The 24,240-nt window shown below is 57.0% G+C and carries 20 protein-coding genes; 12 read left to right on the plus strand and 8 right to left on the minus strand.

The window, feature by feature from the left end:
• Positions 1–2 precede the first annotated feature (2 nt).
• Together CLH62_RS07805 and trxA are read right to left on the minus strand one after the other, a co-directional pair.
• Entirely contained in the window at positions 3–1,568 is a 1,566-nt protein-coding gene (locus CLH62_RS07805) for a hypothetical protein (protein WP_099617522.1), read from the minus strand.
• Between the two features lie 285 nt (positions 1,569–1,853).
• A complete protein-coding gene (gene trxA / locus CLH62_RS07810; RefSeq protein ID WP_099617523.1) occupies positions 1,854–2,717 on the minus strand; it encodes a thioredoxin in 864 nt (287 codons plus the stop codon).
• Between the two features lie 209 nt (positions 2,718–2,926).
• Between trxA and lon the strand changes: the two genes are divergently transcribed.
• The 3 genes from lon (at position 2,927) to CLH62_RS07825 (ending at position 7,194) form a co-directional block, all read left to right on the plus strand.
• Positions 2,927–5,377 carry an endopeptidase La gene (gene lon, locus CLH62_RS07815; protein WP_099617524.1) on the plus strand — a complete coding sequence of 817 codons (2,451 nt, stop codon included), beginning with the start codon at positions 2,927–2,929 and terminating at the stop codon, positions 5,375–5,377.
• Between the two features lie 144 nt (positions 5,378–5,521).
• Positions 5,522–6,787 (plus strand): PQQ-dependent sugar dehydrogenase, encoded by a 1,266-nt coding sequence (locus CLH62_RS07820; protein ID WP_099617525.1) that lies wholly within the window; start codon positions 5,522–5,524, stop codon positions 6,785–6,787.
• Between the two features lie 65 nt (positions 6,788–6,852).
• Complete coding sequence (locus tag CLH62_RS07825) at positions 6,853–7,194, plus strand: c-type cytochrome (RefSeq protein WP_099617526.1); 342 nt, start codon at positions 6,853–6,855, stop codon at positions 7,192–7,194.
• A 36-nt stretch (positions 7,195–7,230) separates the two neighbouring features.
• Here CLH62_RS07825 and CLH62_RS07830 read toward each other — a convergent pair whose 3' ends face one another.
• The gene (locus CLH62_RS07830) at positions 7,231–7,725 is read right to left on the minus strand and encodes a MarR family winged helix-turn-helix transcriptional regulator (RefSeq protein ID WP_099617527.1); all 495 of its coding nucleotides are present in this window, start codon (positions 7,723–7,725) and stop codon (positions 7,231–7,233) included.
• A gap of 162 nt (positions 7,726–7,887) precedes the next feature.
• Here CLH62_RS07830 and CLH62_RS07835 point away from each other — a divergent pair, with 162 nt between their 5' ends.
• The 9 genes from CLH62_RS07835 (at position 7,888) to CLH62_RS07875 (ending at position 17,318) form a co-directional block, all read left to right on the plus strand.
• Positions 7,888–8,796, plus strand: coding sequence for a tetratricopeptide repeat protein (locus CLH62_RS07835; protein ID WP_099617528.1), 909 nt, complete (start codon positions 7,888–7,890; stop codon positions 8,794–8,796).
• A gap of 75 nt (positions 8,797–8,871) precedes the next feature.
• On the plus strand, positions 8,872–9,984 hold the full coding sequence (locus CLH62_RS07840) for a branched-chain amino acid ABC transporter substrate-binding protein (RefSeq protein WP_099617529.1): 1,113 nt from the start codon (positions 8,872–8,874) through the stop codon (positions 9,982–9,984).
• A gap of 161 nt (positions 9,985–10,145) precedes the next feature.
• Positions 10,146–11,069 carry a high-affinity branched-chain amino acid ABC transporter permease LivH gene (gene livH, locus CLH62_RS07845; RefSeq protein ID WP_099617530.1) on the plus strand — a complete coding sequence of 308 codons (924 nt, stop codon included), beginning with the start codon at positions 10,146–10,148 and terminating at the stop codon, positions 11,067–11,069.
• Entirely contained in the window at positions 11,069–12,340 is a 1,272-nt protein-coding gene (locus CLH62_RS07850) for a high-affinity branched-chain amino acid ABC transporter permease LivM (protein ID WP_099617531.1), read from the plus strand. The genes livH and CLH62_RS07850 overlap by 1 nt, the downstream gene beginning before the upstream one ends.
• A gap of 6 nt (positions 12,341–12,346) precedes the next feature.
• A complete protein-coding gene (livG, locus tag CLH62_RS07855; RefSeq protein ID WP_099617532.1) occupies positions 12,347–13,102 on the plus strand; it encodes a high-affinity branched-chain amino acid ABC transporter ATP-binding protein LivG in 756 nt (251 codons plus the stop codon).
• Positions 13,103–13,111: 9 nt separating this feature from the next.
• Complete coding sequence (locus tag CLH62_RS07860; RefSeq protein WP_099617533.1) at positions 13,112–13,813, plus strand: ABC transporter ATP-binding protein; 702 nt, start codon at positions 13,112–13,114, stop codon at positions 13,811–13,813.
• 238 nt (positions 13,814–14,051) lie between these two features.
• Positions 14,052–14,516, plus strand: coding sequence for a DUF3015 domain-containing protein (locus CLH62_RS07865; RefSeq protein WP_099617534.1), 465 nt, complete (start codon positions 14,052–14,054; stop codon positions 14,514–14,516).
• Between the two features lie 88 nt (positions 14,517–14,604).
• Positions 14,605–16,470, plus strand: a complete 1,866-nt coding sequence (locus CLH62_RS07870; protein WP_099617535.1) for an Lnb N-terminal periplasmic domain-containing protein — start codon at positions 14,605–14,607, stop codon at positions 16,468–16,470.
• Positions 16,440–17,318 carry an alpha/beta hydrolase gene (locus CLH62_RS07875; protein WP_099617536.1) on the plus strand — a complete coding sequence of 293 codons (879 nt, stop codon included), beginning with the start codon at positions 16,440–16,442 and terminating at the stop codon, positions 17,316–17,318. Before CLH62_RS07870 ends, CLH62_RS07875 begins: the two co-directional genes overlap by 31 nt.
• A gap of 187 nt (positions 17,319–17,505) precedes the next feature.
• Here the strand turns inward: CLH62_RS07875 and pnp are convergent, their stop codons facing one another.
• The 5 genes from pnp to infB all read right to left on the minus strand — a co-directional run bounded on the left by pnp (position 17,506) and on the right by infB (position 24,229).
• Positions 17,506–19,620, minus strand: coding sequence for a polyribonucleotide nucleotidyltransferase (pnp, locus tag CLH62_RS07880; RefSeq protein ID WP_228152806.1), 2,115 nt, complete (start codon positions 19,618–19,620; stop codon positions 17,506–17,508).
• A gap of 358 nt (positions 19,621–19,978) precedes the next feature.
• A complete protein-coding gene (gene rpsO / locus CLH62_RS07885; RefSeq protein ID WP_099617538.1) occupies positions 19,979–20,248 on the minus strand; it encodes a 30S ribosomal protein S15 in 270 nt (89 codons plus the stop codon).
• Positions 20,249–20,325: 77 nt separating this feature from the next.
• The gene (gene truB / locus CLH62_RS07890; RefSeq protein ID WP_099617539.1) at positions 20,326–21,267 is read right to left on the minus strand and encodes a tRNA pseudouridine(55) synthase TruB; all 942 of its coding nucleotides are present in this window, start codon (positions 21,265–21,267) and stop codon (positions 20,326–20,328) included.
• Positions 21,264–21,689: a 30S ribosome-binding factor RbfA gene (gene rbfA / locus CLH62_RS07895; RefSeq protein ID WP_099617540.1), complete on the minus strand. Its 426-nt coding sequence runs from the start codon at positions 21,687–21,689 to the stop codon at positions 21,264–21,266. Before rbfA ends, truB begins: the two co-directional genes overlap by 4 nt.
• On the minus strand, positions 21,689–24,229 hold the full coding sequence (gene infB / locus CLH62_RS07900) for a translation initiation factor IF-2 (protein ID WP_099617541.1): 2,541 nt from the start codon (positions 24,227–24,229) through the stop codon (positions 21,689–21,691). The genes rbfA and infB overlap by 1 nt, the downstream gene beginning before the upstream one ends.
• Positions 24,230–24,240 lie beyond the last annotated feature (11 nt).

Raw genomic sequence — 24,240 nt, forward strand, 5'->3', positions numbered from 1 at the left:
TTTTAGTTCGTACCCTGGGTTCCTGAGTTGCGGGCCTCAACCTCTTCGAAAATTGTCTCGATCAGGACCCGACTCCTGGATTGCAGGAAAAGGGATTCGCGGTCAGCACTGGGCTTGTAGTTCAACACCAGCGTCAGGTCTCCCGCCGTACGGTACGGGAAATACCAGTGCTCTTCTGAATCGACGGATAGGTTCTCGACCGTTATGACGATATCGTCAGAGGTCTGCATCTGCCCGTTCATTTCATAGAGCGGAACCGTCTTGAAGGTGGTGGTTGCGCTATCGGTATGGTTCAGCGCAGAAAGCACCAGATCCCCTGTGTTGAGTTCCTCCTCAGCACCACTCACGGTATATGCCTGGTCACCGGTCACAGTGAATTCCGATTGCATCAGGAAGTAATCAATGCTTCCGAAATCCGGATTGTCGTCCCTGAAAGAATAGGTGATGACGTCTTCTTCAACTCTGTAATCACCCGCATCCTTCAGCTCCGGATTGTTGTCTACCCAGAACAACTCACCGTTATCGGCGACCATTAGAAACATCGAATACCCGCCTTCGCTAAACCGGTGCAGCATAGTCAATTCGCGGGTGGCTGGGTTTCCGCTGTCATCCGTGAAATTCCAGACAAGGTTGCCATCAGAGTTGACATCAAAAGTGGTGTCAGAGCTGCAGGCTGAAGTGGGCGCCTCGATACCTACAGTTTTGCCCTGGAAGCCGAATGTCTCGTTATCAAGACAGAACGCGTCGGGGTTATTCGCAGAGCCAAAGCGGATGAAGTAGTGCTCATTATCTCCCACATCATCGAAACGAAACATTGACCAATTTGTGTCTTGCAGCGTGGTTTTTTCAAACTCGAGGGCTGTTGGGGGCACGTCGTCGCTGATCGAACCATCTTCCTGCAACTCGAGTTCGACCAGGTCGGGGTCAGCCCCCGCCTCAACTTCTGCCTCTACAGTCGCTTTTGCAGCAACCAGATTGCTGCTAACCAGGCTCTCAGTGGAGCCTTTTTTGGTCTCGCTCACAACGAATCGGGCAAGAGCATGGGCGATGCTTGCTTTTGCGGCCGCATCTACATCGCTGCTTGCCTTTTGGGCAATATAGTCACCAGCAATTACGGACTCATCCAGCCCCAGGTCTTCGGCGAGTTGGCCAACCGTCACTCCGGTGGTTTGGGCGATGTGAGTGAACGGCGTGATAAAAGCTGACCCCTTCGGTGCACCAAGCACATAGGTTTTATCGACAACGCCACTGTCAGAGTCAATTGTTTTGCCCGCTACGGCACGGACCACGAGATTGCCGTTGAAGTTAATGCCAGCCACACTGATCTTGCCCGAAGCATTCGTTGATCCGACCGGACCAAGCCCTTGCTCGGACACCTCAAGCCTGCCATTTGCATTGGCGTCGATGTAAACCTCAGCGTTTTGCAGGTAGCCGTCGATTGCCGTGATGGTTTGTGGTCCATTCGAGGGTGGTATCGATCCCGACTCCGATCCTGAACCTCCGCAACCGGTTAGAAGAGTGCTACCAGCAACGGCCAATGCCAGGATCGAGATTTTTTTGTCTTTCATTCATTGCTCCACATAATCGAGTTTGCCGGGTCAAACCTACCCTGACTATTTACCACCCCATCGAGTGGCCAGTACAGACTATCCCACCGCCAAATTTAATTATGTTAAATATTGAAAAATTAACTTATTTTTCAATATTTAAGATTGTATCTTGCAATCATGTTGTTTGTTTTTCGCAATTAAAACTTCGGCACAAAGCCTTCCGGCCGGGCCTTGTGAATGGCGTTGTGGCAGGGTCTGATCACCCACAGGGTTCGGGTGATCAGACCGCCTCTGGCAGATCAATCAATGCATGAGGGTATAGAGCTTACGCCGATAGGTCCGCACATCCGGGTTGTTGTTACCCAGCTTGTCGAACAGCTCGATCAGCGTGGTCTTGGCCACCTCGTCCTTGTATTTGCTGTCCACCTGCATCAGGCGAATCAGAAGATCCATGGCTTCGGCGTTGTTTTCCTGTAATACGTGGTGAAGCGCCAACTGGTGCAATGCGTTCGGGTCTTTCGGGTCCTGCTCCAGTGCCATCTCCAGATCCTTGATCGGCGGCAGCTCCGCTGACTGCTTCAGGAACTTCACGCGGGCCGCCAGCTGTTTGGCCTGATGCTGCATTTTCTCTTCCGGTGGCAGGCTCTCGAGTACTTGCTCGGCAGTCTCGAGATCGCCCATTTCCGCCTTTAGCTGGGCCAGATCAATCAGCACCTTCAGGTTTTCGGGGTCTTTCTGGTTCATTTCCGAGAGGATGGCCAGAGCACCTTCCACGTCCCCCTCTTCCCAGATCCGATGGGCCTTGTCGTAAGGGTCTTCCTTTGGGGCCTCAACGTGCTTGTCCAGTACCTTTCGGATCTCGCTTTCGGGTAAGGCGCCGTTGAAACCATCCACGGCCTGGCCATCCTTCACCAGTATTATCGTTGGCAAGCTGCGCACACCCAGGCTGGCGGTAAGCTGCTCCTGCTCATCGGCGTTGACCTTGGCCAGCATGAAGCCACCTTCGTAATCATTGGCCAGTTTCTCGAGCACAGGCGTCAGTTGCTTGCAGGGGGCACACCACTCGGCCCAGACATCCACCAGGACGGGCGTGGTGGCCGAGGCTTCCATGACCTTCTGCTGAAAGTTTTCCATGGTGGCTTCAAAGATGTAGGGAGAGTTGCTCATGCAGGGCACCTGAAAAAGTCGAATGAATCGTTAGGAACTGTCAGAGGACATGGGGCCGGGTGCCGGAAAATCAAGCGTGATCCGATAAAAGCCAACTCCTTGAAATAACCATATCTGCCGTTACATAAGCTATTACGCAACGCGTTGGGGAGAGGCTTTAATAATGTACCCCGGCGACTCACAACCTTTCCGGATGGATACTTCACGGCATGAATGACGACTCGCGCAAAGATTCACTCGAGGAATTCGAAGAGGACGTGACTGAGTACATCGGCAAGGATGAACACAGCAAGAGCCTTGCCCTGCCTCAGCAAATGATGCCCCGGCGAATGTATGTGCTGCCGGTTTCAAATCGCCCGTTCTTCCCTGCCCAGGTGCAGCCTGTTGTGGTGAACCAGAACCCGTGGCAGGAAACCCTGAAGCGGGTCGGCGAGACCGACCACAAGGTGTTGGGTATCTGTTTTGTGGAGGAGCAGGACGGGGAAGACGGCATACCCGCCAGTGAACAGCTGGAAACCATGGGCTGCGCCGTTCGCGTGCACCAGGCCCAGAGCGAAGGGGGCAAGTTACAGTTCATCGCCCAGGGTCTGCAGCGGTTCCGGATTGTTCAGTGGTTGCGCCGCAAGCCGCCGTACCTGGTGGAGGTGGAATACCCTTCCGAACCGGAAGAAGAGGCCGATGAACTCAAAGCCTACACCCTGGCCATTATCAGCTCGATCAAGGAATTGCTGCGCACCAACCCGTTATATGGTGAGGATGTAAAGCAGTATCTGTCCCGGTTCGGGCCTGATGATAGCTCGCCTCTGGCCGATTTCGGGGCCTCCATGACCAGCGCTCCGGGCCGCGAGCTGCAGGACGTACTGGACACCGTCCCCTTGCTTCACCGCATGGAACGGGTGTTACTGCTGATGCGCAAGGAACAGGAGGTGGCCCGCCTGCAGTCGGAAATCAGCGAAGAGGTCAATGCCAAGGTTCAGAGGCACCAGCGGGAGTTCTTCCTGAAAGAACAACTGAAGGTCATCCAGCGCGAGCTGGGCATGGCCAAGGACGACAAGACCGCAGATGTGGAGCGGTTCAAGGAACGGATGGCGGAACTGAATCCGCCCGAGGCCGTTCGCGAGCGCTTCAACGATGAAGTCCAGAAACTGCAGGTGCTGGAACAGGGCTCGCCGGAATACGGCGTTACCCGCAATTACCTCGACTGGCTGACCCAGGTGCCCTGGGGTGTGCATTCCGAGGATCATTTCGATCTGAACGAAGCGCGCCGGATTCTGGACCGGGACCACGATGGCCTGGACGACGTGAAAGACCGCATCATCGAGTTTCTGGCGGAAGGCACGTTCAAGGGCGAAGTCAGCGGCTCCATCTTGTTGCTGGTGGGCCCGCCGGGTGTGGGCAAGACTTCCATCGGTCATTCGGTGGCGGACGCCCTCGGCCGGAAGTTCTATCGCTTCAGCGTCGGTGGCATGCGTGATGAGGCCGAGATCAAGGGGCACCGCCGCACCTACATCGGCGCCATGCCGGGCAAGTTTGTCCAGGCGCTGAAGGATTCGAAAGTGGCGAACCCGGTGATCATGCTCGATGAAATCGACAAGATCGGTGCTTCCTACCAGGGCGACCCGGCCTCGGCGCTGCTGGAAACCCTGGATCCGGAACAGAACCGCGAGTTTCTCGACCACTACCTGGATGTCCGCATGGACCTGTCCAAGGTGTTGTTCATCTGCACCGCCAACCAGCTGGACACCATCCCTCGGCCCTTGCTGGACCGCATGGATGTCATTCGCCTGTCCGGTTACATTGGAGAAGAAAAACTGGCCATCGCCAAGCATCATTTACTGCCAAGATTGCTCAAGCGGGCCGGTCTGCTCAAAAAGCAGCTCAATATCACTGACGCCGCCATCAAACAGGTGATCGAAGGCTACGCCCGTGAAGCCGGCGTGCGAAATCTCGAAAAGCTGCTGCACAAGATCCTGCGCAAAGGCATTGTGAAATTGCTGGAAAATCCGGAGCAGCCTGTGAAGGTCGGTGTCGCGGACCTGCAAACGTACCTCGGCCAGCCGTCGTTCCGGAAGGAGAAATCCCTCAAGGGCACCGGCGTTGTCACCGGGCTGGCCTGGACCGCCATGGGCGGTGCCACCCTGAGCATTGAAGCATCCCGGATTCACAGCACCCAACGCGGCTTCAAACTGACCGGCCAGCTCGGAGACGTGATGAAGGAGTCCGCAGAAATCGCCTACAGCTACGTATCCTCAAACCTCAAACGCTTCAGGGGCGACCCGACCTTCTTCGACAAATCCTTCGTGCACCTGCACGTGCCGGAAGGTGCAACGCCAAAGGATGGCCCCAGCGCTGGCGTCACCATGGCCACCGCGCTACTGTCCATCGCCCGCAAAGAGGCCCCGCAGCAGAATCTCGCCATGACCGGGGAGCTGACGCTGACCGGGCAGGTGCTACCAGTGGGCGGTATCCGCGAGAAAGTGATCGCCGCGCGCCGGCAAAAAATTAATAACCTGATCCTGCCCGAGGCAAACCGCGGGGATTACGAGGAGCTACCGGATTATCTTAAAGAAGGCCTGACGGTGAATTTTGCCCGACACTACAATGATGTATTTCAGGTGTGCTTCGCCAACAAACCCCGGAGAGGATCCAGCGTCCATTGAAATAACTGGTCTAACCAGTGAGCAATTACATTGACGCTTTCCGGACCGTTGTCTTTACTCGATTTGACTTTGATCAAAAAGTAAACGATCGGTAGCCCCAAGGCTACCGGCATCCTACTCGTTGATAAAGAGAGTGGTAAAACAATGAAAAAGAAAGCCTCAATTCTCTGCGTGGCCGCTGGCCTCGCTATCGTTCCTTACGCTCATAGCCAATCCGACGACACCCTGAAAAAACTGGGCAATTTCCAGACCACCGGAAAAGCCGAGTTCACCGTCATCGACCAGAAAAGCGACAGCGCTGACGCCATCCGGAAAACGCTGGAAAAAATCCAGCTTCCCGATGGCTTTGAAATCAGCCTTTACGCCCTGGTCCCGGATGCCCGCCATATGGCGGTCGGTCCCCAGGGGGTGGTCACTTTTGTCGGTACCCGTAAAACCGAAGTCTGGGCGGTTACTGACCGCGACAAGGACCGGGTGGCCGACGAGGTCAAGAACTTCGCACCTTCCCTGGCCAAAGCCGTGCCCAATGGCCCCTGCTTCTCGCCCGACGGCGTGCTCTACATTGCTGAGCAGAACCGGGTACTGGCCTACCCTGCGGCTGAATTTTTCTACGAGGGCGGCGATGTGGTCGCATCGGAAGTTGTGCCCCAGGGCGAGCTGATTCCCGAGCAGTTTGTGAGCTACAACCACACCGCACGGGTCTGCGATATCGGTCCGGACGGCAAGCTCTATATCTCGCTGGGGCAGCCCTATAATGTGGCGCCCCGCGAGCATCTGGACACATTCAGCGAATGGGGTATCGGTGGCATGATCCGGATGAACCAGGATGGCACCGAGCGCGAAGTTTATACCCGCGGAATCCGCAATTCAGTCGGCCATGATTTCCACCCGACTACGGGAGAGCTCTGGTTCACCGACAACCAGGTGGACGGCATGGGGGATGACATCCCCCCGGGTGAAATCAATCGGCAAACAGCAATGGGCCAGCACTTCGGCCATCCGTGGTATGGCGGCGGAGATGTCCGTACCAATGAATATAAGGGCGAGGAAGTTCCCGAAGAGGTAGTCTTCCCGGTTTCCGAGACGGTGGCTCACGCAGCAGATCTGGGGATGGCTTTCTATACAGGCAGAATGTTCCCGAAAAAATACCAGGGCGGGATTTTCTCCGCGCAACACGGTTCCTGGAACCGGACCACGCCGATCGGTGCACGGGTGATGTTCACGCCCGTGGATGCGGAAGGCAACATTGCCGGGGAAACCGTGCCATTCGCGGAAGGCTGGCTGGATGAAAACGGCGAGTATCTGGGACGGCCAGTAGACGTCGCCCAGCTGAAAGATGGCTCACTACTGGTCTCCGACGACCTGGCAGGTGCTGTTTACCGGATCGCCTACACCGGTTCCGGCTCCTGAACCTGAATCAACATCCCTTTCAGTGCCGGGGAGTGACACTCTCCCCGGCGAACCGGAGACCCTGCATGCTGAGAAAGAGCAAGACCAGCGTAGCCGCTGCGATACTCCTCACATCTGCGCTGACACTGACTGCCTCGGCCTTTGCCGCAGACCCCGCCGAGGGTCGTAAACTGGCTTCCCAATGCAAGATCTGTCACGGTCTGGACGGGATAGCCAAAATCCCGATCGCGCCTAACCTTGCCGGCGAGAGCCAGATCTACATCCAGAATCAGTTGAAAGCCTTTCGCAGTGGCAAGCGGCAGCATGAAATGATGTCTGTAGTGGCCAAGAACCTGACCGATCAGCAAATAGCAGACCTGGCGGCCTGGTACCAATCCATTGAGATCACCGCCAGAATGCCCGAATAGGGCGGGTCAGATGAAGGCTTGCATCTGACCCCTTTCTCAGGCCTTTTCCTTCCAGCCATCGTCCTTCAACACCGAGCCAACCGTCAGAACCGGCGAAGCGTCAATATCGTCGGCATCCATCATATTGGCCACCCGCTGGAGTGAGGCGAGAATCATCGTCTGTTCCCACTCCGCCAGGTTCTGGAATTTCTGGATGAAATCCTCCTGCAGAGGATTCGGTGCCCGGGCAAGGAGCCCGGCACCTTCGTCCGTCAGGTGGGCGTGCACCTTGCGCTTGTCCTGGGTACTGCGCACCCGGTAAACCAGCTTGCGGTGCTCCAGGCGATCCAGAATCGTTGTCACCGTCGCCTGGCTGAGGCTCACCTTGTCGGCAATGGTTCCGATGGTGACTTCCCCGAGGTCCCGAATCGATCTCATGATCAGTAGCTGCGGGCCCGTAAGCCCGGCATGCTTGCTGAGGCGCTTGGAATGAAGATCCGTCGCCCGGATCACACGCCTCAGTGCCACCAGTACATCTTCATAACTGCTCACAGCATAACTCCGATTCGGAATTGAGAATTTATTTATACCACTAACTATTAGAGGTCTTTGCACTGCAAAATGCAAGCTGAGGCGGCTTGCCTGCATTTTTTCCGCCAGCCACTATGCTAAGGTCACCATCCCGATTCATTTCCGAGAGACGGACGGAGCCCGATGATCAAGTATTTGCTGCCTTTCCTTTTGATGATGGCATTCACCGGCACCCTCTACGGCCAGGATAATCTGGGCCCGGAGGAAGAGCTCACCGAAGAAGACCTTGAGGAGAGCATCAAAACTCTTGAAGAGCCTATGTACACCCCGTTCGTGGAGCTCTATCTGCTGGAGGAAACCAAGGCTTTGCGCAAGGAGATGATGAACACCCGCGCGGAACTGATCGAAAAGGTGGTAGACAAGGAGCTGTCCGTTGCCGACAAGACCATGTCTTACGCGACCGACACCGTGACCTACTTCTTTTACCTGATCGCTGGTGCGACTTCAATTCTGGTGGTTATCGGGTGGAACTCGATCAGGGACATGCGCAACCAGCTCACCACCCTGGCTGAAAAAAGGGTGAACGAACTGGTGGTGGAGTACGAGAATCGCCTGGAATTTATTGAGGATCAGCTCCGGCAGAAATCCGACATCATCCAGCAGAATCAGGCGGAGATTGAACGCACCAATGAAGTGCACTCCCTGTGGCTGAAAGCCAGCCAGGAAACCTCACAGCAGAACAAGATTTCCGCCTACGATACCATTCTGGATCTTCGCCCGGACGACGTGGAAGCCCTCAGCTACAAAGCCGATGCCGTTCTGGAAATGCAGGAGCCCCTGTGGGCCATCAGCCTGTGTCAACGGGCCCTGAAACTTGCACCGGATAATGGCCACGCGCACTATCAGCTGGCATGCGCCTACGCCGAAATCGGGCGCTGGGAGGACGCTGTCAGCACCCTGCAAAAAGCGATTGTTATTTCCGAGGCATACCGGGACGATGCCTCCGTGGACGTCAGTTTCCAACAGTTGCGCGATCACGAAAGCTTCCGCACACTGGTATACCCGGATCAGGACGACGGCGCGGAGACTTGACAACCAGCGATGTGTGGTGTTTGTTTAACTCGCTGAGAACACAAGAATAACCCTGAACAAAACAGGACGGACTCAATGAGAACTTCAGTAAAAAAACTCGTAACAGCTGTAAGCACTTCCGTAGCCCTGATGGGCGCAGGCCACGCCGCCGCTGAAATCCAGATCGGTATCGCCGGACCCATGACTGGCCCCGTCGCCCAATACGGTGACATGCAGTTTTCCGGTGCCCGCATGGCGATCGAACAGATCAACGCCAATGGTGGCGTGATGGGCGAGGAACTGGTCGCCGTTGAATATGATGACGTCTGCGACCCGAAGCAGGCAGTCAGCGTGGCCAACAGCCTGGTCAACGATGGCGTTCGATTTGTCGTCGGCCACCTGTGCTCCAGCTCCACCCAGCCCGCCTCGGACATCTACGAGGACGAAGGCATTCTGATGGTCACACCAGCCTCCACCAGCCCGGAAATTACCGAGCGTGGTTATGAGTTGGTGTTCCGTACCATCGGTCTGGACAGCATGCAGGGCCCCGTCGCCGGCAACTACCTCGCCAGCCTGAACCCCGAGCGCGTCGCCGTCATCCACGACAAACAGCAGTATGGTGAAGGCATTGCCACCGCCGTACGTGACACCCTCAAAGACAAGGGCGTGGAAATCGCCATGTTTGAAGGTATCACCGCTGGCAGTAAAGACTTTTCTTCCCTGGTGACCAAGCTGAAGCAGGCCGATGTGGATTACGTCTATTACGGCGGCTACCACCCTGAGCTGGGTCTGATTCTGCGCCAGGCTGACCAGGCTGGACTGGATACCATCTTCATGGGCCCGGAAGGCGTTGGCAACAAGGACATCAACACCATTGCCGGCGAAGCTGCCGAAGGCCTGCTGGTCACCCTGCCACCGGCCTTTGACCAGAAAGCTGCGAACCAGGAACTGGTCAAGGCCTTCGAAGCCAAGGGTGAGGACCCCTCCGGTCCGTTTGTGCTGACCTCCTACACCGCCGTACAGCTGATTGCCGATGGCATCGAGAAGGCGGAATCCACGGATCCGTTCGAAGTGGCTGAAGCCCTGCGAAGCGGCTCTTTCGAGACCCCAATCGGTACGGTTGAGTACGATAAAGCCGGCGATATGGAGTCATTCGAGTTTGTTGTCTACGAATGGCATTCAGATGGCAGTAAAACTCCGGTAAACTAAGCCAAATCGTTAAAAAACGGTAACACTGAGAGCACCTTCTCACCGAGATCCGGGGGAAGGTGTTTTTCTAGGCTCCTGTTGAACCTCCCCCGCCCGCGGCTCGGACATCCCTGGCCAGTGGTGTGGTAGCGGAGGGAGCAGGCTTTCGGAGTTCAAAAACAATGCAAGACCTCCTGTATTTTTCCCAGCAGCTCATCAATGGGCTGACGATCGGGAGCGCCTACGCCCTGATCGCCATCGGCTACACGATGGTTTACGGCATCATCGGCATGATCAACTTTGCCCATGGTGAAATCTATATGATCGGTGCCTATACGGCTCTGATCGCCATTACTGGACTTGCCACCCTTGGTATCGCCTGGCTTCCGGTGATCCTTATTGTTGCACTCGTTTGCGCCATGATTGTCTCAAGCGCGATGGGCTGGGCGGTAGAGCGGGTCGCCTATCGGCCGGTTCGCGGGCGTCACCGCCTGATTCCGCTCATCTCCGCCATTGGCATGTCGATCTTCCTCCAGAACTATGTCCACCTCGCCCAGGGTTCCCGCAACATCGGATTTCCCGCCCTGATTGAGGGCAGCTTCCAGTTCGGCTCGGAGGGCGCATTCGCGATGTCGCTTTCCTACATGCAGATCACGATCTTCGTCACCACTCTGATCTGTATGACCGCACTGTCCCTGTTTATCTCGCGGTCTCGTACCGGTCGCGCATGCCGGGCAGTTTCCCAGGATCTGGGCATGGCCAACCTGCTTGGCATCGACACCAACCGGATCATCTCTGCGACCTTCGTAATCGGTGCAGCCCTGGCTGCAGTTGCGGGTCTTCTCCTGGGCATGTACTACGGTTCTATTGATCCTCTGTTTGGATTTATCGCTGGGCTCAAGGCGTTCACCGCCGCTGTCCTTGGCGGTATCGGCAGCATTCCCGGCGCCATGCTGGGGGGGCTAATCCTGGGCGTATCCGAAAGCATGACCTCCGGCTACCTCAGCGGTGAATACAAGGACGTGGTCTCTTTTGGCCTGCTGATCCTCATTCTGCTGTTCAAACCCACCGGCCTGCTTGGCAAACCGGAGGTTGAAAAGATCTGATGGCTGCTCAAAACCTGAAACACGCGCTTTTCTGCGCCGTTATCACCCTGATTATTTCCTACCCGATTCTCGGCTTTAACCTGGAAGCAGAGGGCATCAATATCATCCTTAACGGGGCCGAGACCTCGACCATCGTGATGGTTTTCCTGGCTGCAGTGGTCGTTTTCCTTTTCCAGCTGTTCCGTGAAAACATCATGGCGACACTGAAAAGCATTCCAACACCACTGCCACAGGCCAATAAGGAGCCTATGGCTGAAAACAAGCGGGCAAGAATTGAATCCTGGGTACTCACCGCAATTGTTGTGTTAGCCCTGTTCTGGCCCTTCTTTGTATCCCGCGGCTCTGTGGATCTGGCGACTCTGGTGCTCATTTACATCATGCTGGCCCTCGGCCTGAACGTAGTGGTCGGCCTGGCAGGTCTGCTGGACCTGGGCTACGTCGCATTTTATGCCGTAGGTGCGTACACCTTTGCCCTGCTTTCCGAGTATTTCGGCATTTCCTTCTGGATGTCGTTGCCGCTCGGGGCGCTTCTCGCCGCCCTGTTCGGGCTGGTACTGGGTTTCCCGGTATTGCGGCTCCGAGGGGATTATCTGGCGATCGTCACTCTCGGTTTCGGCGAGATTATCCGCATTCTTCTCAACAACTGGACCAGCCTGACCGGTGGCCCCAACGGTATCGGCGGCATTCCCGAACCGACCCTCTTTGGCATGGAGTTCGGCCGGCGCGTCAAGGAAGAGGGCAACACCTCTTTCCACGAAACCTTCGGTATCGCCTATAGCGGTGAAGACAAGGTCATCTTCCTATACCTGATTTCCCTGGTGCTAGCCGTTTTCACTGCACTGGTTATTCGACGGTTCATGCGCATGCCGGTGGGCCGCGCCTGGGAAGCCCTGCGGGAGGATGAAATCGCGGCCCGGTCCCTCGGCCTCAATCGCACCGCAGTCAAGCTGACCGCTTTCACCATTGGCGCCTTCTTCGCCGGATTTGCCGGTACCGTGTTTGCGTCCAAACAGGGCTTTATCAGCCCGGAATCGTTCGTCTTCCTGGAATCGGCCATCATCCTGGCAATCGTTGTACTCGGGGGCATGGGCTCCCAGCTCGGTGTGATTCTGGCGGCGATTGCCGTCACCATCCTGCCCGAACTGGCCCGTGAATTTTCCGAATACCGCATGCTGATCTTCGGTGCCGCCATGGTACTGATGATGGTCTGGCGTCCGCAGGGCCTCATGCCCATGCGCCGAATCCATATTGAACTGAAAAAGCAGGAGTGACGGACGATGCTTGAAGTACAGAATCTGTCCATGCGCTTTGGCGGCCTGCTGGCGGTAGACCAGGTGTCTCTGGACGTTCAGGAACACGAAATTGTATCCATCATCGGCCCGAACGGGGCTGGAAAGACCACGGTATTCAACTGCATGAGCGGCTTCTACAAGCCGACCGGCGGCAAGATCCTGTTTGAGGGGGGAGAGGTCCAGGGAAAACCCGACCACAAGATTTCACGGCTGGGTATGGTTCGCACCTTCCAACACGTCCGCCTGTTCAGCCAGATGACGGTGGTTGAAAACCTGCTGGTGGCACAGCACCGGCACCTGAACACTAACCTGATTGCCGGCCTGCTGAAGACCCCGGATTACCGGAAAAGGGAACAGAAATCCCTGGATCGGGCCGCTTACTGGCTGGAGCGCGTGGGCCTGTTGGACCTGGCAAACCGGGAAGCCGGAAATCTGGCCTATGGCCAGCAGCGGCGCCTGGAAATCGCCCGATGCATGGTGACCGAGCCCAAGTTGCTGATGCTCGACGAGCCGGCGGCAGGCCTCAACCCGGCGGAAACCAAAGAACTCAACCGGCTGATTGTCAGCCTGAAAGAGGACTACAACGTTTCCGTAGTGCTGATTGAGCACGACATGAGCCTGGTTATGGATATTTCCGACCGTATCAATGTCATCAACCAGGGTAGACCCCTGGCTTGTGGTACGCCGGATGAAATCCGCCAGAACGACGACGTGATCAAAGCCTATCTGGGCGAGGCCTGAGGGAAAACCATGCTAGTACTAGAAGATGTCCATACCCACTACGGCAAAATCGAGGCACTGCACGGGGTTTCTGTCGAGGTCAAAAAGGGGGAGATTGTTTCTCTTATCGGCGCCAACGGCGCTGGCAAGACAACGCTACTGATGACGGTGTGCGGCCACCCCCAGGCCAGCTCGGGGCGGGTTATCCTGAACGACCGGGATATCACTCGCAAGCCGACGGCGCAGATCATGCGCTCCGGCATTGCCATTGTCCCAGAAGGCCGGCGAGTCTTCTCGGGCCTGACTGTCGAGGAAAACCTCCATATGGGCGGGTTCTTCAACACCAAGGCCGAAATCCGCAAAAGCCAGGACCATGTCTACGAGCTCTTCCCCCGGCTCAAGGAGCGTGAGCACCAGCGCGCCGGCACCATGTCTGGCGGTGAGCAGCAGATGCTCGCCATCGGCCGGGCGCTGATGAGCAGGCCGAACATGATCATCCTGGATGAGCCGTCGCTTGGCCTGGCTCCGCTGGTGATCAAACAAATCTTCGAGATCATCGGCCACCTGCGCGAAGAAGGCATTACGGTTTTCCTGGTTGAGCAAAATGCTCACCAGGCACTCAACCTGGCCGACCGTGGTTACGTGCTCGAAACCGGCAGGATTCGTTTGCACGATACCGGCAAGAATCTGCTGGCCAACCCGGATGTTCAGAACGCCTATCTGGGTGGGTGAAGGAGCCCTGACGTGAAAGCCAAAAACCGGAGCGTGACGTCACGCTCCGGTTTTTTTTGGGCCAAATCAAATACTCACCAATCTGTAAACTTGCGTTGGCAGGAATTGAACTATACTCAAGCCAACGGTCATCCTGTCTCCACAAGACCAGTCAGGGCCGTTTTCACAATGCTGCCCTCCGTCAGGGGCAGCATTGTGTATTGCGACGAGAGCTTAAAACCACATAAAGGAGTGGATAATGAAAAAACTGATCGCAGGTGCAATTCTTCTGGGCGCCTCCTCCATGGCCTTTGCGCAACCGGGCTGTGGTGTGGGTGCCATGATCTGGAAAGGACAGTCCGGTATTGCCCCCCACGTATTGGCTGCAACCACCAACGGGACGTTTGGTAACCAGACCTTTGGTATGACCACGGGCACACTCGGCTGCCAGACCAACGAGGCTGTTCAGTCCATGGCAATGTACATGGACAGCAATATCGACAAGGTGGCCCGGGACATGTCCCGCGGCGCTGGCGAAAACCTGGATACCCTGGCAGTCCTGCTGGGTGTAGACCAAGCTGATCGTGACACCTTCCGTAAGGTGTTGCAGGACAACTTCGCAACCATTTTCCCAAACTCTGAAACCACCTCCGGCGAAGCTGTCGATGCCATCGTCGCCTTGCTGGAAAAGAACGAGTCGCTCAGCAAGTACGTAGCGGCTTGATCCTGATTACTTGAAAGGACGTTCGTGCGCCAGGGACGGCGCACTGCTCCACCTTCTACCCTGTTCAACCCCGGATACAGCAAAACCCATGGGCAACATGCTTCGCATTGGGCCAGCTTTGATCTGGCTCGCAGTCAGCCTGCCAACCAAGGCGGAAATGCCCGCCGGCCAGCCCAACCTCCATCGCGATCCGGCCTGGCTCACTCTGGTTCACTACCAATCCGACGCATTCGGGGACGGTTACACCAGCCAGGCAGACGACCCGGCGTTTTTCCTCAGCGATAACGGCAAGCACTCGCCCCGGGCCGAACTGGCAGCAACCCTCGACGCCATCCGGCAGCCCGGGGAAGGCGATAACCATGCCCGCTGTCAGTTCCCGGCGCGGACAGCCTGGCTTCAGCAAAAGCTTGACCTATCGCTGCCGGACATTGATTGCCCCGGTTACCAGCAATGGTCCGAAACCCTGAATACCGAAACCGTCACCTTGGTGTTCGCCGCCTCCTACCTGAACAGTCCGTCCTCCATGTTCGGTCATACTTTCCTGCGGCTGGATCCGCCACAGGAGGACGAAGAGACCAACCTGCTGCTGGCCAACACCATTTCCTACGCTGCCGATGCCGCCGCCCATGACAGTGAGATTTCCTTTGCCTACAAGGGCATCTTCGGCGGCTATCCCGGAATTACCACGATTCAGCCCTACTATGAAAAAATCCGGCTGTACTCGGACATCGAACATCGCGACCTGTGGGAATACCGATTGAACCTCACCCAGGACGAAGTGGACATGATGATCGCCCATGCCTGGGAAATCCGGGACCGAAATTTCGATTACTATTTCTTTGATGAGAACTGTGCCTACCGTCTGCTGGCGCTAATAGACATCGCCCGCCCCGGCACCGACCTTCTGGGGGAAGTAAGCACTCACGCAATTCCCTCAGACACCGTTCGCTGGGTCGTGGACAAGGGTCTGGTCAACGAGGTGTATTACCGGCCTTCCGCAGCCACTTCCGTAGCATACAGCCTTTCGACGCTGCCCGACGACCACCAGACCCTCGCTGCAGCTATTGCCAACGGCTACCTTGCCGCCGATGCAGAGGAAGTCAGCAGCCTTCCAGCGGAACAGCGGGCCCACGTTCTGGACGCCACCTACGATTATGTCCGTTACAAGAGTGAAGCTGACGGCTGGCCCCGGGACATCGCTGCGCCTCTGTCCCACGACCTTTTAAGAGAACGAAGCGGTATCGACGAGGTGCCGCCTCCACCGACTCCCCCTGAGCCCATCGTAAGAGACGACCAGGGGCATGATACCTTTCGCATTAGCCTGGGTGCCGGCCAACAGGCGCACCGGGAGTTCACCCAACTGACGCTGAGGCCCGCGTACCATGATGTCCTGGATCCGCCCGCCGGCTATCGTTCCGGCGCGCAACTGCAGTTCCTGAGACTGGACGCACGCTTCTATACCGACAACAACGAGCTCCAACTGGAGCAGCTCACCGGCGTTGAAATCCGCTCACTGAGCCCCCGGAACGCGTTTTTCTCGCCACTGTCCTGGCAGGTAGGTTTTGGTGGCCGCCGAACTGAGACAGGTAACGACCGGGTTATGACACCGTACCTTGAGGGCGGCGCAGGTGGAAGCTGGCGCCTCGGCGACCAGACCCAGGCGTTTGCCATCGCCACTGCCGACCTGGAAATCGACGACGACCTGCGTCGCGGTTACGACGCCGCCCCAGGCGCCGACATCGGCCTGCTGCATCAGAACAACCGTTTCAGCCTGCTTGCGGGCGCAAAAACCAAAGCCTGGATCGTCAGCAGCCAGCACCGGCAGGACCAGCTGTACGCCAAAGCCAACTGGCACATTGGCCGTGAATTCAGCCTGTTTGCCGAGTTCACCCGTAAGGACCACTTCGACAGGTACCAGAGCACATGGCAAGCCGGACTCCACACCTACTTCTGAAAGCGGGCGCAGCCCGCCTGGCCGGTCTTGCGCTCATCCTCCTGCAGCTTTCGGGTTGCAGCGGCCTGTTCTTCTATCCGGACCGGGTCACCTACATCACCCCGGACCGCCTGAACCTCAGCTACGAAGACATCTATATCGACACCGCCGACGGAGAAACCCTCCACGGCTGGTGGCTGCCCGCAGAAGCGCCCGAGAATGACGCCAGGGGCACCGTCTACTTTCTCCATGGCAACGCCCAGAACATCAGCAGCCACATCCTCAACGTCGCCTGGCTGCCTGAGAAAGGCTATAACGTCTTCACCATCGACTACCGGGGCTACGGCAAATCCACCGGCGATCCGGATATCGAAGGTGCCCTGCACGACGTGGAAACCGGCCTGCGCTGGCTGGTGGCCAAGCCAGATGTGAACGATCAGCCACTCTACATTCTCGGGCAAAGCCTTGGGGGCGGCCTTGGCATTGCATTGGCGAGTGAGTGGACCCAACGGAAAGAGCAACCTCGTTTGGATGGCGTCATTCTGGACAGCACCTTTTCCGGATTCCGTAGAATCGCCCGGGAAAAACTTGATTCTTTCTGGTTAACCTGGCCATTCCAGATTGCGCTGAGCTGGACCATTCCTGAGGATTACGAAGGCGTGGATCATATTCCCGAAATCAGCCCGGTTCCCGTGATGGTCATTCATAGCGTTCGGGATGGAATTATCCCGTTTCATCATGGCGAGGCGCTGTTTGAGGCAGCACAGGAGCCCAAGGAGTTTTTGCAAACGGATACGCCTCATGGGGCGACGTTTGTTATTCCGGGGTATCGGAGGGAGGTGATTCGTTTTCTGGAGACTTCGAGATAGCTATGGGTGGCTGTTGGGCTTCCCTTTTCAAAAGTGTTGAGGGCCATGGACGGCCCGAAACAAGCGCACATGGATGTGCTCGTAGCGTCTTTTGAAAAGGGAAGCCCAACAGCCGCTTGCACCCAAGCCAAACAAAAAAACCCGCCAATCCAAAGGATAGGCGGGTTTTTATTAAGCCCGAAAACGATCAGGCAGAGAAATCGGTCGGCTGGTCGCCTTCCTTGATTTCCTTCATGGACAGCTTGACGCGACCACGGTTGTCGACATCCAGAACCTTCACCAGAACTTCCTGACCTTCGCTCAGCTCGTCAGTCACATTCTCGATGCGGCGATCAGAGATCTGGGAAATGTGCACCAGACCATCCTTGCCAGGCAGGATGTTAACGAAGGCACCGAAGTCCACGATGCGCTCAACGCGACCCTTGTAGATGGCACCCACTTCGATCTCCGCGGTGATTTCCTTAACCCGGTTCACTGCCGCCTGGGCCGCTTCCTGGTTATCGGCGTAGATCTTCACGTTACCATCGTCATCCAGATCAATGGATGCACCGGTCTCGTCACAGATCGAGCGAATCATGGAGCCGCCCTTACCGATAACGTCACGGATCTTCTCCGGATTGATCTTGATGGTGGTGATGCTCGGCGCACGGGAAGACAGCTCGGCACGGGGTGCAGAGATAACCTTGTTCATCTCGCCCAGAATGTGCAGGCGCGCTGCGTGGGCCTGCTCAAGGGCAAGTTCCATGATCTCGTCGGTGATGCCGTTGATCTTGATATCCATCTGCAGGGCGGTTACGCCCTCCTGGGTACCGGCAACCTTGAAGTCCATGTCGCCCAGGTGATCTTCGTCACCCAGGATGTCGGTCAGAATCGCAAACTTGTCGCCTTCCTTGACCAGACCCATGGCTATACCGGCAACCGGTGCCTTGATCGGCACACCCGCATCCATCAGCGCCAGGCTGGAACCACAGACAGATGCCATGGAGCTGGAACCGTTGGATTCAGTAATCTCGGAAACCGCACGGATTGCATACGGGAACTCTTCCAGAGTCGGCATAACCGCCAGAACACCACGCTTGGCCAGACGACCATGGCCAACCTCACGGCGGCCCGGCGTACCCACTCGGCCAGCTTCACCAACCGAATACGGAGGGAAGTTGTAGTGGAACAGGAACGGGTCCTTGCGCTCGCCTTCCAGGGCATCAATGATCTGCACGTCGCGGGAGGTACCCAGCGTAGTGGTCACGATGGCCTGGGTCTCGCCACGGGTGAACAGGGCGGAACCGTGAACGCTGGGCAGAACACCCACTTCGATTGCGATCGGACGGACGGTCTTGTTGTCACGGCCATCAATACGGGGTTTGCCCTCGATAACCTGATGGCGAACGATGGCTTTCTCCACCTTGCCGAAATACTTTTTGACTTCATCGGCGGAAGGCTGACCTTCCTCTTCACCGGCCAGTTTTTCCACCAGTGCGGTCTTGATTTCGCCCAGACGTGAATAACGTTCCATCTTGTCGCGAATACCGTAGGCTTCCTCGATCGCCTCAGAGGCCTCGGCCTTGACGGCGTTCAGAAGGTCGGTGTTCTCTGCCGCAGGCTGCCAGTCCCAGCGCGGCTTGCCGGTTTCAGCGGCAAATTCCTTGATCGCGGCCACGGCTACCTGCATTTCCTGATGGGCGTACAGAACACCACCCAGCATCTGGTCTTCAGTCAGGCCCTTGGCTTCGGACTCAACCATCAGAACCGCGTCTTCGGTACCGGCAACGACCATGTCCAGCAGGGAGGTTTGCAGTTCTTCGAACGTCGGGTTCAGGAAGTAGCCACGCTCGTTGGTGTAACCAACACGGGAGGCACCAATGGGGCCGTCAAACGGGATGCCTGAAATAGACAGCGCAGCAGAGGCGGCCAGCATCGCGGCAATGTCCGGATCCTGGTTCTTGCTGGAGGACATCACGGTAAGGATAACCTGAACTTCGTTCATGAAGCCGTTCGGGAACAGCGGACGAATCGGACGGTCGATCAGACGTGAAGTCAGGGTTTCTTTCTCGGAAGGACGACCTTCACGCTTGAAGAAACCGCCGGGGATTTTACCAACGGCGTAAGTCTTCTCGAAGTAGTTCACGGTCAGCGGGAAGAACGGCTGGCCCGGCTTTGCTTCCTTGGCGCCGACAACAGTACCGAGAACGGAGATGTCATCGACGGTTACCAGCACGGAACCGGTGGCCTGGCGGGCAATACGGCCGGTTTCCAGAGTGACGGTCTTGCCGCCAAGCTCAAATGTTTTCTTTACAGGTTTCAGATCCACAAAAAACTCCTGGTCTATCTTTTCCAGATTGATTCATCCTGCACGCCCCTGCGCGCAAGATCGACTATCTGCAGATGTTGTTCTGTGATCCGAAAGGCAACCCGTCTGAAAGCTAACAGGCTGTTGCAAAACCCCGGTCAGTCGGGCGGCAATTCCATAGGCCGCCGGGCCCGGGTTTTTCAACAACCTGCTATCAATTTCAGCTTTCCATTACGACAAGGAATCCTTCGGTGCCACAGACAGTACAACTGCAGTTAGAGACAAGCACAACCAGCAGGCCCCGCAAAGAACCTGCTGGTTGACGACTGCCACCGGAGTTACCGGGGCAGTCCTCAGGTCGTAAAGACCCGGATCAGCGACGCAGACCCAGACGCTGGATGAGCTCCAGGTAACGGTCAGCGTTCTTGCGCTTGAGGTAGTCCAGCAGCTTACGACGCTGGTTAACCATCCGGATCAGGCCACGGCGGGAATGGTGATCCTGCTTGTTGACCTTGAAGTGATCCTGCAGTTTGTTGATGTTGGCGCTGAGCAGTGCAACCTGAACTTCAGGAGAACCGGTATCGCCATCACCTTGCTGAAAATCATTAACGATCTGTGCTTTCTCATTGGCAGAAAGTGCCATAACTCACCTCATTGTTGCGATGCTTTCAGATCCGGCCGAACCGCGCATCTCTACAGCCCGGCTAAACAGCGGTGCGCCTATGGCTTCCCGCTGCTCTTCACCAGTCGGCGGGGGACCAGATTGGTCTCCTCACCTTCCGGGAATGCTTCTGCCAGCCCGACAAAACCTTCGTTGCGACTCTCTTTTGCATAGATACGCACGAAGCCTTCATGGGCTCTACCCGGTATTCTAACCGGTTGTCCGTTCAATATCGATACCAGCGCCGGCCCCGCCAGATGGTGCTCCGGGAACATGGACAGCGCGGCATCCGGGGCGACCAGCAGGCCGTCAAGGCTTTCGCCACGCTCTCGCATGTCTTCCAGGTCTTTAACCACATGGGCATTGGCCAGGGTGAACCCCGAAGCCATGGTACGGCGCAGGGCCGTCACATGGGCACCACAACCGAGGGCTTCGCCAATATCCTCAACCAGTGAGCGAATGTACGTACCCTTGGTGCAACTGACTGCGATATCCAGCTCATTCTCACGAATGTCCAGAAGTGTCAGTTCGTAGATGGTGACTGGCCGGGCCGGTCGCTCCACTTCGATGCCTTCCCGGGCGTATTCGTAGAGCGGGCGCCCCTTGTGCTTGAGCGCCGAGTACATGGAGGGGACCTGCTGGATATCGCCCCGGAACCTGTCCAGAATCGGCTCCAGCACGTCTGAGCAAAGACCGGCCGGTACCGGCTTCTCGGTAACGATGGCGCCTTCACTGTCACCGGTTTCGGTACTGATCCCGAGCCGCGCGGTGGCAATGTAGGCTTTGTCGCTGTCCAACATCATCTGGGAGAACTTGGTGGCCTCGCCGAAACACAGCGGTAACACACCAGTGGCCAACGGATCCAGCGCGCCGGTGTGACCAGCCTTGGCCGCACCGAACAGACGCTTGACCTGTTGCAGGATGCCATTGGAGGTGACACCGAGCGGCTTGTCGATCACCAGAATGCCATTGACGTCACGGCCCTTGCGTCTGCGACTCAAGCGTTGCGCTCCGGATCGTCCTGACCTTCACCCTCATCACGGTCCACGGCGGGCTTGTCGCCAACCGCTTCGCGAATGAGGCTATCCATCTTGCGGCTATAACCCTGCAAGGCGTCAAAATGGAACCGGAGCTGCGGAATAACCCGTAGCTTCATGGCACGCCCCACCTGCCCACGAAGAAAGCCCGACGCCTTGTTAAGAACAGCGATAGACTCTTTGACTTCCGGAGACTCCTCCGTCAGCTCCTCGGTGGAAAGCAGAGACACATAGATATCGGCATAGCCAAGGTCACGACTAACCTTGACTGCATTCACCGAAACCATCCCCACCCGCGGGTCTTTGACTTCCCGCTGGATGAGCTGGGCCAACTCCCGTTGCATCTGATCGCCAATGCGATCAATCCGACTGAACTCTCTAGGCATCAGGCCCCCGTGGACTCAAGCTTGCGCTCGACCCGGACGCGATCGAATACTTCGATCTGGTCACCAACTTTCACGTCGTAACCCTTAACGCCGATACCACATTCCATGCCATTACGGACTTCAGGTACGTCATCCTTGAAGCGGCGCAGGGATTCCAGCTCGCCTTCAAAGATAACCACGTTGTCGCGCAGAACACGGATAGGCTTGTTACGGTAAACCGTACCTTCGATCACCATACAGCCGGCCACCTGACCAAACTTCGGCGAACGGAAAACATCACGAACATCCGCAATGCCAACGATGTCTTCGCGGAATTCCGGTGCCAGCATGCCGGTCAGTGCTGCTTTCACATCATCAATCAGGTTGTAGATGATGCTGTAGTAGCGCAGATCCAGACCTTCCTGCTCAACCAGGCGCTTGGACGCTGTGTCGGCACGAACGTTGAAGCCGAAGATAACCGCATTGGTCGCCATCGCCAGGCTGACGTCGGTCTCGGCAATACCGCCTACACCGGACGACACGATCTTCACCTGAACTTCCTCGTTGCCAAGATCCTGCAGCGCCTTGGTTATGGCTTCCAGAGAACCGCGAACGTCGGTCTTGAGGACAACGTTGAGGGTTTTGACCTCATCCTTGCCCATATTCTCGAACAGGTTCTCAAGCTTCGCAGCCTGCTGGCGCTGGAGACGCTGCTCCCGCTCGCGGGTCTGGCGGAACTCGGCCAGTTCCTTGGCCTTCTTCTCGTCGGCAACCGCGAAGAACTCGTCACCGGCGTCCGGCGTACCGTTCAGGCCGAGGATTTCGACCGGAATAGACGGACCTGCTTCCTTCACCTGTTTGCCCGCTTCATCGGTCATGGCCCGGACCTTACCGAAGTAGGAACCGGCCACAACCATGTCGCCCTGACGCAAGGTACCGTTCTGAACCAGTACGGTCGCAACGGAACCACGGCCACGCTCAAGACTGGACTCGACCACCACACCCTTGGCCGGGGCGTCTGTTACCGCCTCCAGTTCCAGGACTTCGGCCTGCAGCAGCAAGGCTTCAAGTAAATCGTCGATGCCCTCACCGCTATGAGCAGAGACCGGCACAAACTGGACGTCACCGCCCCAGTCTTCCGGAATCACTTCCATACCGGCCAGCTCAGTCTTGATGCGGTCGGGGTCGGCTTCTTCCTTGTCCATCTTGTTCATCGCAACCACGATGGGCACACCGGCTGAGCGGGCGTGCTGGACCGCTTCCCTGGTCTGGGGCATAACACCGTCATCGGCGGCAACCACCAGAACCACGATATCGGTACACTGGGCACCACGGGCACGCATCGCAGTAAATGCAGCGTGGCCCGGTGTATCCAGGAAGGACACCATGCCGTGGTCGGTTTCCACGTGGTAGGCACCAATGTGCTGGGTAATACCACCGGATTCGCCGGAGGCCACCTTGGTACGGCGGATGTAGTCCAGCAGTGAGGTTTTGCCGTGGTCAACGTGGCCCATCACACTCACAACCGGAGCGCGCTTGGTCTTTTCACCGCCTTCGAAGGAGAATTCACTCAGAACCTCTTCTTCGAACGCATCGTCGCTGACTGTCTTGGCCTTGTGACCCAGCTCTTCAGTCACCAGAACGGCAGTTTCCTGGTCCAGTGCCTGGTTGATGGTGGCCATAACGCCCATTCCCATCAGGGTCTTGATTACGTCAGCCGACTTGACCGCCATACGCTGGGCAAGGTCACCAACACTAATCGTTTCCGGAATCTCTACTTCTCTGACCATTGGTTTGGTCGGCCTCTCGAAGCCATGACGCTTCTCTTTGGGTTTCTTTTTCGCACGCAGCGGCTTACGCAGCGTGGTCTCTTCCTCGTCTTCGGAGATAACCAGCGGCTCTTCCACCGGACGAGCGCGAGGACCGCGATGGCCAGCCTGCTTCTTCTTCGGCTTGCCTTCTTCGATCTCGTCGCCGCGCTCGCGAACTTTTTCTTTCTTCTTCTTCGGTTTGCGATCCTTGCCCTCGCCTTCAGGCGGTGGCATCGGGATATCTTCCGGAGCTGGAACCGGTGCTGGCTCTGCCGCTTTCTTCGGCTCAGCCTGTTCCTGCTGTGCTGCCTCTTCCGACGTCGCTGCCTCAGCCGAAGACGACTTTTCAGCCTCAGCCTGCTCGGCTGCCACCTTCGGCGCTTCTTCCACCGGCGGCTGCTCTTGCGCTTGCTCCGCTACCAGCTCTTCCGGTTTCGACGCTTCAGCTTCAGGCTGCACTTCGGCCCGCTTGATGTACGTGCGGCGCTTGCGAACCTCAACATTGACGGTTTTTGCCTTGCCCGCCTTGAGCGTCGTGGTGGTCTTGCGCTTCAGGGTAATCTTGCGTGGCTCGGCATCGGCCTCACCGTGGGTCTTTCTCAAATAGGCCAGCAACTGCTGCTTCTCATCGCTGGAGACAGAGTCACTCTCGGAGCGCGCCTTCAGGCCGGCCTCCACAATCTGCTTCAGCAAACGATCCACGGGAGCGCCTACATCCTCGGCCAGTTGTTTTACCGTTACTTCAGCCATACTGGTCCTCC

The sequence above is a fragment of the Marinobacter guineae genome (genome assembly GCF_002744735.1).
Taxonomy (GTDB): domain Bacteria; phylum Pseudomonadota; class Gammaproteobacteria; order Pseudomonadales; family Oleiphilaceae; genus Marinobacter; species Marinobacter guineae.